10 protein-coding genes are annotated in these 15,953 nt (G+C 61.1%); 2 read left to right on the top strand and 8 right to left on the bottom strand.

Features of this window, described 5'->3' with window-relative positions:
- Positions 1 to 396 precede the first annotated feature (396 nt).
- Positions 397 to 636, top strand: coding sequence for a DUF6124 family protein (locus QFX16_RS20110; RefSeq protein ID WP_283181062.1), 240 nt, complete (start codon positions 397 to 399; stop codon positions 634 to 636).
- A 216-nt stretch (positions 637 to 852) separates the two neighbouring features.
- On the opposite strand, the gene QFX16_RS20105 is transcribed toward QFX16_RS20110, so the two are convergent.
- The 5 genes from QFX16_RS20105 to pvdM all read right to left on the bottom strand — a co-directional run bounded on the left by QFX16_RS20105 (position 853) and on the right by pvdM (position 9,189).
- Positions 853 to 3,330, bottom strand: coding sequence for a TonB-dependent siderophore receptor (locus tag QFX16_RS20105; protein ID WP_283181061.1), 2,478 nt, complete (start codon positions 3,328 to 3,330; stop codon positions 853 to 855).
- A gap of 337 nt (positions 3,331 to 3,667) precedes the next feature.
- Positions 3,668 to 5,317: a cyclic peptide export ABC transporter gene (locus QFX16_RS20100; protein WP_283181060.1), complete on the bottom strand. Its 1,650-nt coding sequence runs from the start codon at positions 5,315 to 5,317 to the stop codon at positions 3,668 to 3,670.
- A 190-nt stretch (positions 5,318 to 5,507) separates the two neighbouring features.
- A complete protein-coding gene (gene pvdO, locus QFX16_RS20095; RefSeq protein ID WP_283181059.1) occupies positions 5,508 to 6,386 on the bottom strand; it encodes a dihydropyoverdine dehydrogenase in 879 nt (292 codons plus the stop codon).
- A 142-nt stretch (positions 6,387 to 6,528) separates the two neighbouring features.
- A complete protein-coding gene (gene pvdN / locus QFX16_RS20090) occupies positions 6,529 to 7,809 on the bottom strand; it encodes a pyoverdine-tailoring periplasmic protein PvdN (RefSeq protein WP_283181058.1) in 1,281 nt (426 codons plus the stop codon).
- A 30-nt stretch (positions 7,810 to 7,839) separates the two neighbouring features.
- Positions 7,840 to 9,189 (bottom strand): pyoverdine-tailoring dipeptidase-like protein PvdM, encoded by a 1,350-nt coding sequence (gene pvdM / locus QFX16_RS20085; protein WP_283181057.1) that lies wholly within the window; start codon positions 9,187 to 9,189, stop codon positions 7,840 to 7,842.
- A 264-nt stretch (positions 9,190 to 9,453) separates the two neighbouring features.
- Between pvdM and pvdP the strand changes: the two genes are divergently transcribed.
- Positions 9,454 to 11,073, top strand: coding sequence for a pyoverdine maturation tyrosinase PvdP (pvdP, locus tag QFX16_RS20080; RefSeq protein ID WP_283181056.1), 1,620 nt, complete (start codon positions 9,454 to 9,456; stop codon positions 11,071 to 11,073).
- A gap of 117 nt (positions 11,074 to 11,190) precedes the next feature.
- Here the strand turns inward: pvdP and QFX16_RS20075 are convergent, their stop codons facing one another.
- Genes QFX16_RS20075 through QFX16_RS20065 form a run of 3 tightly spaced genes read right to left on the bottom strand, consistent with a single transcriptional unit; the run spans position 11,191 to position 15,739 of the window.
- Positions 11,191 to 12,585, bottom strand: a complete 1,395-nt coding sequence (locus QFX16_RS20075) for an efflux transporter outer membrane subunit (RefSeq protein ID WP_283181055.1) — start codon at positions 12,583 to 12,585, stop codon at positions 11,191 to 11,193.
- Positions 12,586 to 12,592: 7 nt separating this feature from the next.
- Positions 12,593 to 14,566 carry a MacB family efflux pump subunit gene (locus tag QFX16_RS20070; protein WP_283181054.1) on the bottom strand — a complete coding sequence of 658 codons (1,974 nt, stop codon included), beginning with the start codon at positions 14,564 to 14,566 and terminating at the stop codon, positions 12,593 to 12,595.
- Positions 14,567 to 15,739: an efflux RND transporter periplasmic adaptor subunit gene (locus tag QFX16_RS20065; protein WP_283181053.1), complete on the bottom strand. Its 1,173-nt coding sequence runs from the start codon at positions 15,737 to 15,739 to the stop codon at positions 14,567 to 14,569.
- Between the last annotated feature and the right edge of the window lie 214 nt (positions 15,740 to 15,953).

Here is a 15,953-nt window from a genome sequence, read left to right as displayed (position 1 = left end):
TGGCACACCGCTTTCGCGAGCAGGCTCGCTCCCACATGGACCGCGTTTAAACATGGCTTGAGCCGGCGTGTTTAAAAGACCTGTAGGTTACTTCCTGAAAGCTACAGCGTCTTGCGTCGTTGCGTACAGGTACGCCAGAATCCGCCGGCTTGTGCGCCTTGAGCCTGGGTTTTATCGTTTCCCGGTCGCTGAAAATCAGCGTCCGGATTTGACCGTCCGAGTCAATCAAGGCGTGCACATGCCCAAGAGAAGTTCAGGCTTTTTGCGGTGGCTGTGCGCGGGACACCTTCGGGTGTGCCGGATACCTTGATTTCCGGTCGGTCAACCCGCGTACAGCTGCCACCTTATTCGTTTGACCGCGGACGGTCGCAGCTCCACTAATCAAGGAGCACCACTATGTTCAAAGCCACGCCACGCACACCCAGCACCATGTTCATCGTCAATCCAGAGCTCGATACCGAAACCCTGCTGGCCCATGCGTGCGAATCGCTGGCCTCGGCCAATGTCATGACCATGGATATGGCGGGTCATATGGACGGGCCGAATCGCAACTCCCTGCTGGGCATTGCGCAAGTCATCATGCTGGGGGCGCTGGCGGTGAACCGGGCGCTGGATAGACTCGATCCGGCTGAGTAACCATTACCGGGGCGACTACCGCCTTCGTCGGAACGCCGCCCGGAGCAGGCTCGCTCCCACAGTTAACCGATGTGAACAAAAATTCTGTGGCCACTGAAGATCCCCTGTGGGAGCGAGTCTGCTCGCTAAGACGGCATCACAGTCACCACACATCCATCAGCCATAAAAAATGCCCGTATCTCGCGATACGGGCATTTTTCATTTCAGCTCTGCCACTCAGAAATCATACTTTGCGGTGATCTGCAGGTTACGCGGCTCGCCGTAGAACGTGGTGCCGAAGTTGCCCAGACCCGACATGTACTTCTTGTCGAAGACGTTGTAGGCATTGGCGGTGAAGCTCAGGTGTTCGTCGTACTGATAACGGGTCATCAGGTCCACAAGGGTGTAGCCGCCTTGTTTGAGCATGGTGCTGCCGCCTTCGCCGTTACCCACGTTCGGGCTGTAGCTCTGGCCGTAGAAAGCGCTCTGCCAGCTGATACCACCACCGACGGTGAACTGGTTCAGCGCACCAGGCAGACGGTAAGTGGTGAACGTACGCACTACGTGTTCCGGTTTGCTGGAGGCCAGCGGGAAACCGAAGATGCGTTGTTCGTCGTCGTCACGGGTACGGGCATAGGTGTAGCCGGCAGTTACGTTCCAGTCCTGCGCCAGTTCGCCGGCCAGTTCCAGTTCCACACCCTTGGTGGTGGCGCCGGAGATGGCTTTGTAAACGTCTTGGCCGGTGCCGACGTCGGTGGTGACGTATTGCGCGACGTTGTCCTGCTCGATCTGGAACAAGGCGAAGCTGGCATTCAGCTTGCCTTCGAAATAAGCCGCTTTGATGCCGGTTTCGTAGCTGTCGCCTTCAACTGGCTTGAGGGTCGAACCGGTCACGTCCTTGTAGATTTGTGGCTGGTAGATCTTGGTGTAGCTGGCGTAGACCGAGTACGTATCGTTCAGGTCATAGACCACACCGGCGTAAGGCGTGACGACGCCATGTTCCTTGTAGCTGGCGTGAGTGTCGGTGAGGGTGCCGCCCGGAGTGTAGGAGTAATCTTCGTTGTACTTGAAGGTGCTCAGACGGCTGCCGAGGATGAACGACAGGTCGTCGGTCGGGCGCAGGCGCGTGGCCAGGTAAAGGCCGTTCTGGCTCTGGGTGCGTTCGTACTTGCCGTTTTTCGGGAAGTCCTGTTTCGGCAGGCTACCGTTCCAGTCATAGATGCTGCCCGGCACCAGTGCGAAGGCGCTGGTGTCGTACGTTGCACCGGTCTGGCGCGAGTGGGACGCCATGAAACCGGCCACCAGTTCGTGCTCGCGACCGCCCAGGGTGAACGGTCCGGAGACGTTTACGTCAGCCGTGTTCTGCACGCGATGACCTTCCCAGCGACCCCAGTAAAGGAAATTGCCTTCGCCCGTGGCGCGGTCCGCGTAACCACCGCTGGCCGAGGCCAATTGGGTATCGTGATCGGTGGTTTTCTGGTCGAAGCTGGCCTTGAATTTCCAGTCATTGGCCAGTGCTTGTTCCAGCGACGAGAAGTAGGTGACGCTGTCGAAATCACGACGGCTCCAGTCTGCACCGGGGTTGAAACTGCGAGAAAAGTCGGTACGGCCGCCGTCGGTGAAGTACGGCGAGTTACCGGTCCAGGAGCTGCCGCGCGGGGTGGTACTGGACTTGTCGACGCCCAGGGTCAGCAGGGTGTCGTCCGTCAGGTCGGCTTCAAGGATGCCGTAGTAGATGTCTTTTTTCTGGCTGTAGTGGTCGATGTACGAACCTTTGTCCTGGTAGGCGCCAACGAAGCGACCGCGCACGTTGCCCGAGTCGGTCAGCGAACCGGAGATGTCGCCTTCGGTGCGGTAGTTGTCCCAGGAACCTGCGGTAGCGCTGACCGAGGCCTTGAAATCCTTGGTCGGCTTCTTGCGGATCAGGTTGACCGTGGCGGACGGGTCACCCGAGCCGGTCATCAGGCCGGTAGCACCCTTGGTGACTTCGATGTGGTCGAGGCTGGCGGCGTCGTCGCTGTTGTTCGGGTTCTCACCGTAAACACCGTCGTAAGGAATGTTGACGCCGTCGTACTGGAAGTTGGTGATGGCAAAACCACGAGCAGAAAACTCAGTACGGTCACTGTCGTACTTCTGCGACGTGACGCCAGGGGTGTTGCGCAATGCGTCGGCGACGCTGGTGACACCGCGATCGTCCATCTGCTGACGGGTGACCACGGTGACTGATTGCGGGGTTTCGCGAATGGACAGCGGCAGCTTGGTCGCGGTGGTGGTGGCGCCGGTGGTGTAGGAACCGGTGTCTTCTGTGGTCAGGCCCAGGGCCCGGCCGGAAATGGTGGTCGCGCCCAGTTGCAGGCTCGAGCCGCCGCCGGACACCAGGGTGACGCTGTTGCCGTTGATCTGGAACGAGATGCCGGTGCCTTGCAGCAGGGCCTTCAGGGCATCGGACGGTTCCAGGGAACCGGACACTGCGCGAGACTTGATCCCTGCAACCTGATCCGGGCTGTAGAGGATCTGCAGATTAGTCTGCATGCCCAGTTCGGTCAGCGCGTTGGAAAGCGATTGACCTGCAATGTTCACTTTTACAGGTGCAGCATTGGCCATCGAGCTCCCCAGCAAGGTGGCGGTCAGCAGTACGCTAGTGAACAGGGTGCGATGCAAAGTCGGGCGCTGTACGGCCAGCGCGAGAGGTGTGCGGCGTGTTTGAGGTCGCATTACTTACCTGAGCTCCTGAAAAAGTGTTGTGCAGAATTTTTGTTAATAGGAATGATTATTAGACGCAGCACGAACGTAAAACCGGAAAGAAACCGGGAAAATAAATTTGCGAGGGGCGGAATCGGAGAAAAATGCCGGCCAGTTAAGCTGCAACTCGGTCTGCTGCTGGCGAAGCCTGCGTTCGGCTGCGCAGCAGTCGTCAACTCGGCTCGCGAGGTCTACCTGATGCACCGTGAGTTCTGATTTCACGACTGCTGCGCAGCCGAACGCAGGCTTCGCCAGCTGCTACGAAGACCGCGTTCCTCTCGAAGTTGCCTAACTTGGCTGGCATTACCTTTCAGGCGGTGGCCAGCTCGGTGACAACCCGTCCGCTTTGCATGCGCACCAGTTGGTCCGCCACGTCGAAATAACGGTCATCGTGGGAGATCACGATGATGGTCTTGCCCAGACGTTTGAGGTCCGGTAGCAGCTCGGTGTAAAAAATCCGCCGGAAGGTCGGGTCCTGATCTGCAGCCCATTCATCGAACACCAGCACCGGACGCTCCTCCAGCCAGGCATTGACCAGGGCCAGGCGTTTGCGCTGGCCGGTGGAGAGGTCGGTGGTGGTGAAGTTGCCGTCCTTGACGCTGACCTTGTGCGCGATCTCCAGCCGTTGCAGGTATTTGTTGGCGTCTTCGGGGATGTGCGTATCGCCCTGGACCACATCATCGAACAGGTAATAGTCGGCAAAAATGGTGGTGAACAACTGGCGATAGTCATCGCGGTTGGCGGCGTCGATCACTTCGCCATTGACGTGGATTGCACCCTGCTGCGGCGTGTACAGGCCCAGCAGCAGTTTGATCAGCGTGGTCTTGCCGCAACCGTTCTCGCCGACAATAAAGGTGATGTCGCCTTGCTTGATCGTCAGGTTCACCGGCCCGAGCTGGAAGGTTGCGGCGCCTTCCGCAGCCGGGAAGCTGAAACGCACATCGGCCAGTTTCAGTTCGTGCACCGCTTGTTTGACGTTGCCTTTATCGCTGAGCAGCAGATGAGGTTCCGGGGTGGAAAACTGCTCCGACAGTTCGGCGATGCGGCGGAAGGCAATCTGCGCGCGGCTGACGATTGGCAAGGTGCTGATCAAATGCTCCAACGGACCTTTCATATAAAGCAGCACCAGCACGAAGCCGCTCATCACCGTTTTATCGGCACTCGGCCAAAAGGTTTGCAGCGCGAGGGCCAGGCCGATGACCACGAAGAACAGCATCGAGCCGAAGGTCTTGGCAATGACGAATGTATTGATCGAACGCACCTGGGTGTTGCAGATGAATTCGGCCGTAGCCTTGATGCCCGAGACGAACATGCGTTGGCGGCGTGGGCGATGAATGCGCAGTTCCTTGGCGCCTTCGGCAATCGCGTTGTAGTGCTTTTGCAGTTCATCTTCGGCCTCCCGGGCGGCCATGAAACCCTGAACACCTTTGCTCTGGGCGTAGGCCTGAATCGCCGTGCCGATCAGGATGGCGGCGACCATGATCAGGAACATTGGCCAAGACAGAATGGCCAGGTACCCCATGCAGCCCAAGGTCACGGTGACGGAAATGGCCAAAGGTGCGAAGGCGAAAGCGAAGTCGCTGATGGTGTCGACGTCGTGGGTCAGCACCGGAATCAGACGGTGGCTGCGATAGCGTTCGATTTGTTCGATCGGTGCCGACAGAACTTTTTCACCCAACTGTTTACGCAGCTTGGCAATGATGTGCTGGCCGACATAGTTGGTGCCGATGTCCGAGCAGATCGAACTGGCCAGTGCCAGCAGGCACAGACCAGCGAACAGGGTGACCACGCCTTGGGTCAGGCCGGTGTCCGAATGCAGTGCGTTGTTGATGGTCGCCAGCAATACCGTGACGCTCAGGCCGCCGACCATGCCCAGGAAAATGGACGCGGCGACGATGAGCCGAAAGGGTTTCAACAGGGCGAACAATTCGCCGATGGCGCCACGGGTAGGCTGGGTCATGGAAGACAGTTCCTTGGGTCGTGAAGGCAGATACCCAGTAGAACGTCTGGTGGAAGGCTTAATTTAGAAGGGCGCCGACTGGCGGGGCTTGCTGTCACTACACAGTCCCGTAGGAGCCAGGCTTGCCGGCGAAGGCGTCCTTGAGATCGCCTTCGCCGGCAAGCCTGGCTCCTACAGAGGGGCGGTGGGCTTAGAGGTCGCGCACGATGCGAAACCCCATCCAGTCGCCGCGCTCTTGCGGGTACAGGCTGTTGCGGTTGCCGGAGCGCGAGAACACCGGTGCTTCAGCCCAGTCGTTGCCGCGAATCCGTACGGCTTCGCATTTGGGCTCGACCCAGGCGCTGCCATCGGTGGGCGCACCGACGTAGTCCGGGTGTTCGCAGTCTTCGACCCATTCGTAAACGTTGCCATGCATGTCGTACATGCCAAAGGCGTTCGGCGGGTAGCTGCCCACTGGCGAACTGAAACTGTAACCGTCCGCCGGGCCATAGGTGTTGGCGTGCTTGGCGATGCTGTATTCCTTGCCCTCATCGAACGGGAAGGGGAACGGCCCTTTGCTGCCGCCGCGCGCGGCATATTCGCGTTGGGCTTCGCTGACCATGTGGTACTTCTGCCCGGTTTTTTTCGACAGCCAGGCGACGTAGTTTTTCACGTCGTCGAAGTTCATGCACACCGCAGGCTGACGCGGGCTTTGCGGATAGCGCGGCTTGCTGGCGACGCACTCGCGACCCGGCCGGGTGTCGCCGTTGGCGATGGTCACGCCACTCTCGCGCATGTAGCTGTCCCATTCACCGGCGGTGACCTGGAAGCGGCTCATGGCGAATGGTTTGGCGAAGGTCACGTCATGCATCGGACCTTCATCGGGTTCGCGACCGACTTCGTCATCGGGGGTGCCCATGGCGAAGGTGCCGGCGGGCAGCACGACCATTTCCGGGCAGTCCCGGCAGTCCTTGAACACTTTGCCCGGTTGCGGGGTGGCGGCCGCTTGGGCGGTGGTCGGCAAAAGTCCGACCATGAGTGCGGTCAGGGCCAGGGCCTTGAGTGACAAGGTCAATTGATCTCGGTTCATGAATCATCTCGATATAAAAAACGGGTGTCACGCCAGGCCCAATGTGGGAGTGAGCCTGCTCGCGATTGGGCCATCAAATTCAACATTGATGGTGACTGATCCACCGCTATCGCGAGCAGGCTCGCTCCCACAGGGTTCTGCATTAGGCGGTTTTGTTCAGCAGGGCCATGAAACGGTCGATATCGTTTTCGGTGTTGAGCAGGCCGGGGGCGATGCGGATCACCGGGCCGACGTCGCGGTCCACCGAGTCGCAGACCACGCGGTTTTCCATCAGCTGGAGGGCGACTTTTTCGCAGTCGCGATCCTTGATCCGGAAGAAGGTAAAACCGGCCGACAGGTCCACGCTTTTTGGCGTCACCAGTTCGATCTGCGGGTGCTCCAGCAAGCGGTTTTTCGCATAGGTATTGAGCGCGTGGATGCGCGCCTGCACCTCGGCCTTGCCCAGGTCTAGGTGCAGCTTGAAGGCTTCGTTCAGGGCCCAGCGATGCTCAAAGCTGTGATAGCCGCCGGGGGTCATGATGGTCGAGAAGGTGGTGGCTTCGGAGAACGTCGGGATGGTCGGCGTCACGTCCTTGAGCTCGCTCGAACGGGCGCAGATGATCCCGGTACCGCGCGGGCCGAACATCCATTTGTGCGTGCCGGCGATGAAGAAATCGCAGTGCATGTCGGGGAAGTCGAGGTCCTCGACGCCGAAGCCATGGACGCCGTCGACCACATACAGGATGCGGTCCTTTTCTTCGCGGTGGCGGTTCTGGTCCTCCACCAGTTTGCCGATCTCGCCGATCGGCAGTTTCACGCCGCTGCCCGATTGCACCCACGTCATGCCGAGCACTCGGGTTTCGGGGCGAATGCCTTTAGCAATCGAGCCCAGCACCTCATCCACGGAAATGCCGTAACTGTTCTCGAACAGTTTGAGCTTGCGAACCTTGACCCCGTCCTTTTGCTGGCGATACCCCAGCGCATAGTTCGTTGCGTAATGTTCGTGTTCGCTGGTGAGGATTTCCTGGTCGGGGCGCACATGAATGCCGCCGTAGATCAGTGAAAGGCCTTCGGTGGTGCTGCCGGTGAGGGCGATCTGCTCAGGCTTGGCCTTGAGGTAACGACCGGCCCAGACGCGCACTTCCTGCTCGCGCTTTTCAGTTTCCCCCAGGTCCCAGTCCATGGCCCGGCCGGGGTTGCGGTCGAGGTTGGCGCGGTGCATGTCGATCGCTTCACGCACCGGTCTTGGGTGTGAGGTCACCAGAAAGTTGGCGAAGTGCAGGTAGTCCGGGTCCTGATTGAACATCTGGCGTAGTTGCGCCCATTTATCCTTCGGCAGCGGCGCCGGATTGGCGGCCAGCGCTGGTAGGTTCACGGCAGCGCCCAGGGGCAGGCCGGCCGCGAGAATACCGGCCTGCTTGAGGAATGAACGACGGTTGGTCATGTGCTCGGTTCGCTTTTGCAAAAGAGGGGGTCAATTTTTCGCCACAGGCTTGGAAGACTTCTGCACCTGGTCCCAGACCCTCAGGAAGTTGCCGCCCCAGAGCTTGGCGATATCGGCTTCGCCGTAGCCGCGACTGATCAGCTCGGCCGTCACGTTGCGTGCCTCGCTGACGTCTTTCCAGCCGTTCAGACCGCCGCCATCGTTGAAGTCGGAACTGATGCCGACGTGGTCGATGCCGATTTTCTTCACCGCGTAGTCGATCGCGTCGCCGTAGTCCTTGAGCGTGGCCTTGGGCTCCTCGTCGACGATGGCGTAGAGCTGACTGGCGTACTCGCCGAAACGTTGCTCGGACCAGACTGTGATCACCGGGTCCCCCGGCATCAGCGCCATCTCCAGGCCTTGCAACGGTTGCAGGTCGAAGCGTGCGCGCAGGGCGTTGAGTTTGTCCTGGGTGGCCTGGCTGAGCGGGCGGATGTAAGTCGGGAAACCGACAATCTGCACCACGCCGCCGCTGTTCTTGATCAGCTGCATTTCCTGATCACTGAGGTTGCGTGGGATGTCTACCAACCCTCGCGGTGCCGAGTGGGAAGCGACCATTGGCGCACGGCTCAGCTGGGCAACTTGCTCCAACGCCTTGGTCGACATCTGTGAAACGTCGATGATCACGCCGAGGTCGTTGAGGCGGTGCACGGCCTGCTTGCCGATCTCCGAGAGGCCGCCGAGGGCGTCGCGGGAATCGTTGAAAAACGGCAACGGCCGGGATGAGTCAGCCCAGGCGTTGTTGCCCACGTAACTGAAACCGAACATGCGCATGCCGCGGGCAGCCCACTTGTCCAGGGCGTTCAGGTCGTTGCCCAGCGGATAGGCGTTGAGCATGCTCATGAAGATCGCGAACTTGCCTTCGCCATGCAGGCGTCGGAAGTCGTCGGGGGTGTAGGCGATGGCAACCTGATTGGGGAAGTCGCGAACCAGTGTGCTGATGATTTTGTAGCGGGTTTCCTGCTCGAACCGTGCTTCGTCGACGAAACCGGCGGTTGGGCGGTGCGGGGCGTTGGCGCCGTTCCAGATTTCCGGCCAGCCAAAGATGGTCAACGCCGCGCCGGACAAACGTCCACGCCCGGTCTTGACCAGGTCGAACTGCCCGGTGCCGTCCTTGTCCGCTTCATTGCCGGCGGTGCCGAAGTCCAGCGGGACGGTGACGTGGCTGTCAAAGGAGAGGATTCGCTCGTGCAGCTCATCCGCCTGTTTCATCACCTTGACCGGGTAGCCGGGATTGTCCTTGAACCCGTAATCCCAGGCCGCAAAGCCTGCACTGGCGCTGATCGCCAGGGCCAGCGGCAGGCCGATGTAAAGAGCCTTTTTCGAACGTGGTTTTGTCATTGCCGTCTCAGTCAGGTTCGCCGTTGGGTGCAGGCGCAGGGGCCTTTGCTATCTGGGAAGAACGAGTGGCCTGCCAAGGAATTTAGTGTTTGTGCCGGCCTCTTCGCGAGCAGGCTCGCTCCCACAGTTGATCTGTGTACGCCTCGGTCCAATGTGGGAGCAGGCTTGCTCCGGGCGGCGTTCCGACGAAGCTTTTAAATTTTTGGAGGCAACAAACGTTCTAGCTTGGATAAAGCCTGCTTCATGGCTGACACAGGTAGGGCAATGACGATTTCTCGACGATGGTTCATGGCAGGCCTGGCGCTGACCGGCGCCGCCGTGCCCGCGGCTTTTTATGGGCATCGTGAATGGACGAAAGCGGATCCGACGATCACCCCCGGCGAAGCTTCGTTCGATGTCGCGGATGTCGCTGGCCAGCACTTGGCGAACACCTTGCGCGGTGTTTGGCAGATCCGTTTCGAAGGTCATGACGCCGGTATCGAAGGCCTGCCAAGGGACGGGCTGGAGGTGTTTCTCGACATCGGCCACAAAGGTCGCGGCTTGAGCGGGTTCCTCGACACCGCCGAGCGTTTGCGCTCGAACGAAATGCCGCGTTACCGGGTACTCGGCGATCTGGCCGGCACCAAACCGGCGCAATTGAGCTGGCGACTGCTCAGCGCCAGCGGCGCAGCGGATTATGAATTCAGCCTGTTGCTGGACGAAGTCTGGGCCGGTTTCGGCAACGCTGGCAGCGGCACTCTCAGTGGTCGCGTGTTGAATCTGGATCGTCCGTTAATGTTGACGGCCCAGGACAATCGCTTCATTGCCGTCAAACGCGTGTTCCCCGAAGCCCGCGAGCGCACCGGTCTCAACCCGACGCTGCTGGCCTGGCTGGTGTCCCCGGAGCATCGGCTGTTTCACCAGCTCTGGCATGCCTCCCGGGACAAATGGCACACCCTGTCCGAAGACAAGCGCGGCGCCCTGCGCGGCATTGGCTGGCAGCCTGGCCCGCGAGACAAGGAGCGTGATGCCCGTGGCGCGCGCAAGGATCGCAACGGCTCGGGTGTGGATTTCTTTTTCATGCACCGGCACATGCTCGGCAAGGCGCGCTCCCTGCAAGACTTGCCGTCCTGGTCGCACTTCCCGCTGCCGCAGCCGGAACTGGCGCGTGATCGCGTTGGGTTCGCCCGTTATTTCGACAACCACGACGGTACTGCGCTGCCGCCGACCTGGCTGGCCGACGACGATGCCGAGTACTCGCAATGGGTCAGCGACATCAAGACCGCCGAGACCTACCACAGCAATTTCCAGGTCTGGGAATCGCAGTACCGCGATCCGCGTTACCTGTCGAAATTGACCTTGGGTCAGTTCGGTTCGGAGGTGGAATTGGGGCTGCACGACTGGCTGCATATGCGTTGGGCCTCGGTGCCGCGTGATCCGTCCAACGGTCAACCCGTGCCGTTTGCCCGGGATCCGTCGGACTTTTCCGCGCGCTGGTATGCGCCGGAAAACGACTTTCTCGGCGATCCGTTTTCGTCCCACGTGAACCCGGTGTTCTGGCATTTCCATGGCTGGATCGATGATCGTCTGGAAGACTGGTTCCGTGCGCACGAGCGCTTTCATCCGGGGGAGGTCAGTCGGCTCGAGGTCAATGGCGTGGCGTGGTTTGCGCCTGGGCGTTGGGTCGAGATCGACGACCCGTGGCTCGGCCCGAGCACCCATGGTTGCAGTACTACGCCGGGGTTGCAGACCGACAAGTCGGGGGAGATGGACCCGGAAACCATGAAGCTGGCGTTGCGGATTACCTTTGGTGATGACGAGAAGAAATTGGCGGACTTATTCCGCAAGGTGCCGCAGCGGCCTTGGTATGCACGGCATTTGAAGGCCAAGCCGATTACCAGTTAATCAATAAGACCGCGTTATCGTTCTTCGCGAGCAGGCTCGCTCCCACATTAGTCCTGCGAACAAAGGTCCAGTGTGGGAGCGAGCTTGCTCGCGAAGGCGGCCGAATAGACACAGAAATTACAACGCCTGCCACCCGCCACCCAGCGCTTTGTACAACGCAATACTCGCCTGCAATCTCGACAACCGCAGTTGCACATTCAAGTCCTGCGCCGCATACAGCGTGCGCTGTGTCTCCAGCACCGTCAGCAAATCCTCGGCACCGGCCTGATAGCGGCTTTGCGCAATGTTGAACGCGGTCTGCGCCTGGTTCAGTTCTTCACCTTGCCACTGCCGCTGCTCGTCCAGACCGCGAATGCTGTTGAGGGCTTTTTCCACATCGGCAAAACCATTGATGATCGCCCCGCGGTACGTCTCCAGCAGTTCTTCCTGACGGGCTGTGGCCTTGTCGCGCTCGGCGCTCAGGCGACCATTGTTGAAGACCGGTGCGAGCAGTCCGGCGGTGAGGTTGTAGAAGGGGTTGCGCAGGATGTCGGCGGTGCGGTCGGCACCGGAGCCGATTTCTGCACTCAGGGTCACAGCCGGCAACATGGCGGCGCGGGCGACGGTGATGTCGGCTTGTGCGGCGGCTAATTGCGCTTCGGCGCGGGCAATGTCCGGGCGACGGCTGATCAGCTCGCTGGGCAGCCCAGCGCCAATGGTTGGCCATGACAGTTGATCAAAGCGTTCCTGACCCAAAGACAACTCCTGCACCGGCCGGCCGAGCAGGGCGGCAAGGCTGATCTGTGCGTCCTGAGCCTGTTGCTGCACCAGCGGCAATTGTCGTTGTTGCGCGGCGACCAGGCTCTTCTGCTGCGCCAGTTCCAGCGCGGTTGCCGAGCCTGAGTCAAAACGCGTCTGCACCAGCTTCAATACATTCTGCGCGTTCGCCAGATTCAGCTCGGCGATGCGACTTTGCTCACGCAGCGACAAGGTCTGCGCGTAGGTACTGGCGACACCACTGAGCAGCGTCAATTCCACGGTCGCCTGATCGAACTCACTCGCCTGCAAACCGAATTGCGCGCTTTCACGGGAAGCGCTTTGACCGCCCCAGAAATCGATTTCGTAACTGGCGCTGAGGCTGGCGTTGAAGTAATCGACGGCCTTGTTGTCGCTGTCGGCATCGAGCTGGCTGTAGCCGTTGCCCCGTAGCAGTTTTTGCCGATTGGCGTTCAGGGCGGCCTTGACCTCGGGTAGCAGCGAACCACCGGCAACGACCGTTTCAGCCTGCGCCTGACGCTCCCGGGCGATGGCGGCGGCCAGATCGTAACTGCCGACCCGGGCCTGTTCGATCAGGCGATCAAGCCCCGGGCTGCCGAACTGCGTCCACCATTGCAGGTGGCTGCGAGTAGCGCTTTGAGTGTGTGGCGATTGCCAGGCGGCGGGCGGCTGGAGCCCACTGTCCGGACGCTGGGCGGGACTGCCGCAGGCGCCGAGCAACAGGCAGAGGGTCAGCAGGCTGAGTTGCGGCTTCATAGATCGATCATTCACTGGTAAGGGCCGTGACCGGGTCGAGTCGGGCAGCTTTGCGGGCCGGCATGAAGCCGAAGACAACACCGGTGACCAGGGCGCAGCCGAAGGCGCCGAGCACCGCTATCAAGGAGAACGCCACGGCGACTTCGCTTAGGATCAGCACACCGCCGACGATCAGCGCCAGGGCGATCCCGGCGAGCCCGCCGACCACCGAAAGCATCACCGCTTCGGTGAGGAACTGGCGCAGGATGTCGCGTTGACGGGCGCCGGTGGCCATGCGGATGCCGATCTCACGGGTGCGTTCGCGCACGGTCATGAGCATGATGTTCATCACACCGATGCCGCCCACCAGCAACGAAATCGCGGCAATCGAGCCGAGCATCAGCGACAGCGTATTTTGCGTGCGTGCCTCGGCCTGAATCATCGCCGCGTTGTTGGTCAGTTCGAAATCCTTCTTGCCGTTGTGCAGGCGCAGCATCAACTGTTCGATGGCTTTTTCCGTTTCTTTGACCTTGCGCGCATCGGCGGCGGCGATGGCCACGTATTCGGGGTTGTGGGTGCCAAACAGCCGGACACTGGCGGCGGAGTAGGGGATGGCGATGCGGTCGTCGCTGTCGGAGTCACCGGAGCTGGCGCCTTTTTCCGCGAGCACCCCGACCACCTGGAACGGCACGTTCTCAATCAGGATGTACTGGCCGATCGGGTTGGCGACGTCCTTGAGCAACTTGGTCCGCACCTTGTGGCCGATGACTGCGACGGCTGCTGCGTTGCGTTCATCGTCCTGGGTGAAGTAGCTACCTTCTACCACCGGCCAGTTGAAGATCGCCGGGAAATTGGTGTCGTTGCCGCCGACGTAACTCAAGTGGTCGAGGTTGCCAAAACGCACCCCGGCCTCCTGGCCGTTGACCGGCATGATCCGTGTCACTTGCGGCAGGCTTCCCACCGCCGCGACGTCATCCAGGGTGACGATGCCCAGCGGCGTTCGCGGGTTCGGTGACGAGCCGCTGAGGTAAATGATGTTGGAGCCGAACGCGCCCATTTGCGCCATCACCTGACGCTTGCTGCCTTCACCGACGGCCAGCATGACCACCACCGACGCCACGCCGATGATGATCCCGAGCAAGGTCAGTGCGGTGCGAAAGCGGTTGATCCACATCACCCGCCACGCAGCTTGCACCGCATCGACCAGTTCACCTTTCCAGGCGCCAGTGGCTTCGGCGCCTTCGGTCAGGCGCTTGCGTAAGTCCACCGCTTGCAGCGCGCCAGGGCTGGCTGAGGTTTGTGCTTCGGGGTTGTCCCGGGCGCTGTCGCTGATGATCAGCCCGTCGCGAATTTCGATGATGCGTTTGGCCCGGGCCGCGACTTCGCGGTCGTGGGTAATGAGGATCACCACGTGACCCTGGCTCGCCAGTTCGTCGAGCAGGGTCATGACCTCGGCGCCGCTGTGGCTATCGAGGGCACCGGTGGGTTCGTCGGCGAGGATGATGTGGCCGCCGTTCATCAAGGCGCGGGCGATGGACACCCGTTGTTGCTGGCCGCCGGAGAGTTGGTGCGGACGGTTACCGGTGCGCGAGGCCAGGCCGAGGCGGTCGAGCAGGGCGGCTGCGCGGGCGTGGCGTTCGGCGGCCGGCAAGCCTGCGTAGATGGCCGGCATCTCGACGTTTTCCTGGGCCGAGCCGGACGGGATCAGGTGATAACCCTGGAACACAAAGCCGAAGGCTTCGCGGCGCAACCAGGCCAGTTCGTCGCTGTCGAGTGCGGCGACGTTTTCCCCGGCGAAGCGATATTCACCCGAGGTCGGGCGGTCGAGGCAGCCGAGGATGTTCATCAGCGTCGACTTGCCGGAGCCGGAGGCACCGACGATCGCCACGAATTCCCCGGCATGGATCGACAGGTCGATGCCGCGCAGTACGTGAACTTCCGGTGAATCGCCGCCGCCGTAGGCTTTGCGGATGTCGTGCAGGTCGATCAGGGGCGTCAGCATTCAGCCGCCACTCCCGTCGGCCGGACCGATCAGCAGGTGATCACCTTCCTGCAAGCCGTCGAGGATCTGCACCCGCAGGCGATCGCTGATGCCGGTGCGCACGTCGCGCTGCTCGATGCGGCCGTTTTTGGCGACGACTTGTGCCGTCTGGTTGTCCGCTCCAGTGCCGGCTTGCAGGGCCGCGATGGGCGCGGTGAGGACGTTTTTCGCCTGCTCGGCGACGAAGAAGACTTGCGTGGTCATTTCCGCCATCAGCGCGTTGTCGGCGTTGTCGACGTCGAGCAATACGGTGTAGAGCACCACGCGAGCGCTGCCACTTTTGCTCGAACTGGACGGGTTGCCGCCGCCCTGGCTGGTCTGGTCCAGCGGCTTGGGCGGCACCGGCAGAATCTGCCGCACGGTGCTGTTCCAGCGACGGTTGCCGCCGCTGAGGGTGGTGAACCAGGCCGTCATGCCGGGTTTGACGTGACCGATATCGGCTTCCGACACCTCGGCCCAGACGGTCATCGGCGACAATTTGGCAATGCGCAGAATCAACGGTGTTTGTTGCTGAGCATTGAGGGTCTGGCCTTCACGAGCGTCGAGCGCGACGACGGTTCCGCTCATGGGTGCATAGATTCGCGTGTAGCCGAGTTCCGCCTGATCACTGCGCAGGCTGGCCTGGGCTTGGCGGATCTGCGCCTGGAACATGTCGATGCGGGCCTGGGTGGCGCGCAGTTCGGCCTCGGCGGTCTGCACGTCTTCTTCGCGGGTGGCGCCACCGGCCTTGAGGTTCTGCTGACGCTGGAATTTCTGCCGGGCGAGGTCGTGCTGCGCCCGTTGTTCCTGCAGCTGCGCCTTGAGGTTTTCGATGGAGAAACGCCCGGCGTCGAGTTTGGCCTGTTGCGTGGACGGATCGATTTCAACCAGCAACTGGCCTTCCTTCACCACATCGCCGACTTCCACGTGGATCTTGTGGATCTGCCCGGACGCCTGGGCACCGACGTCGACATAACGTCGAGGTTGCAGGGTGCCCAAGGCCGTGACGCTGCTTTCGATGTCGGCGCGGGTGACCTGAACGGTGGCGAACTGGTCTCGACCGGGCGGGATGATCTGCCAGGCGGCGACGGCGATAACGGGGATCAGACAAAGTGCTACAAGCAGGGCGCGTCGGGTCTGTCGGGGACGTTTCATGCAGGGTTCCGGCCAATGAATATCGGCCCGTCGTTCAATCTGTGCGCAAAAACGGGCGACAGAGACGGGGAGCTGTCTTGTAAACGAGGAAGGTACCGGGGAATTTAGCTGTCGACACAATCAAACTGTGGGAGCGGGCTTGCTCGCGAAGAGGGCGTGTCAGTCGACATAAAAGTTGAATGGCACACCGCTTTCGCGAGCAAGCCCGCTCCCA

The sequence above is a fragment of the Pseudomonas svalbardensis genome (genome assembly GCF_030053115.1).
Taxonomy (GTDB): domain Bacteria; phylum Pseudomonadota; class Gammaproteobacteria; order Pseudomonadales; family Pseudomonadaceae; genus Aquipseudomonas; species Aquipseudomonas svalbardensis.
The sequence above is the reverse complement of the archived record's forward strand: the minus strand, read 5'-3'. Positions and strand labels throughout refer to the sequence as shown.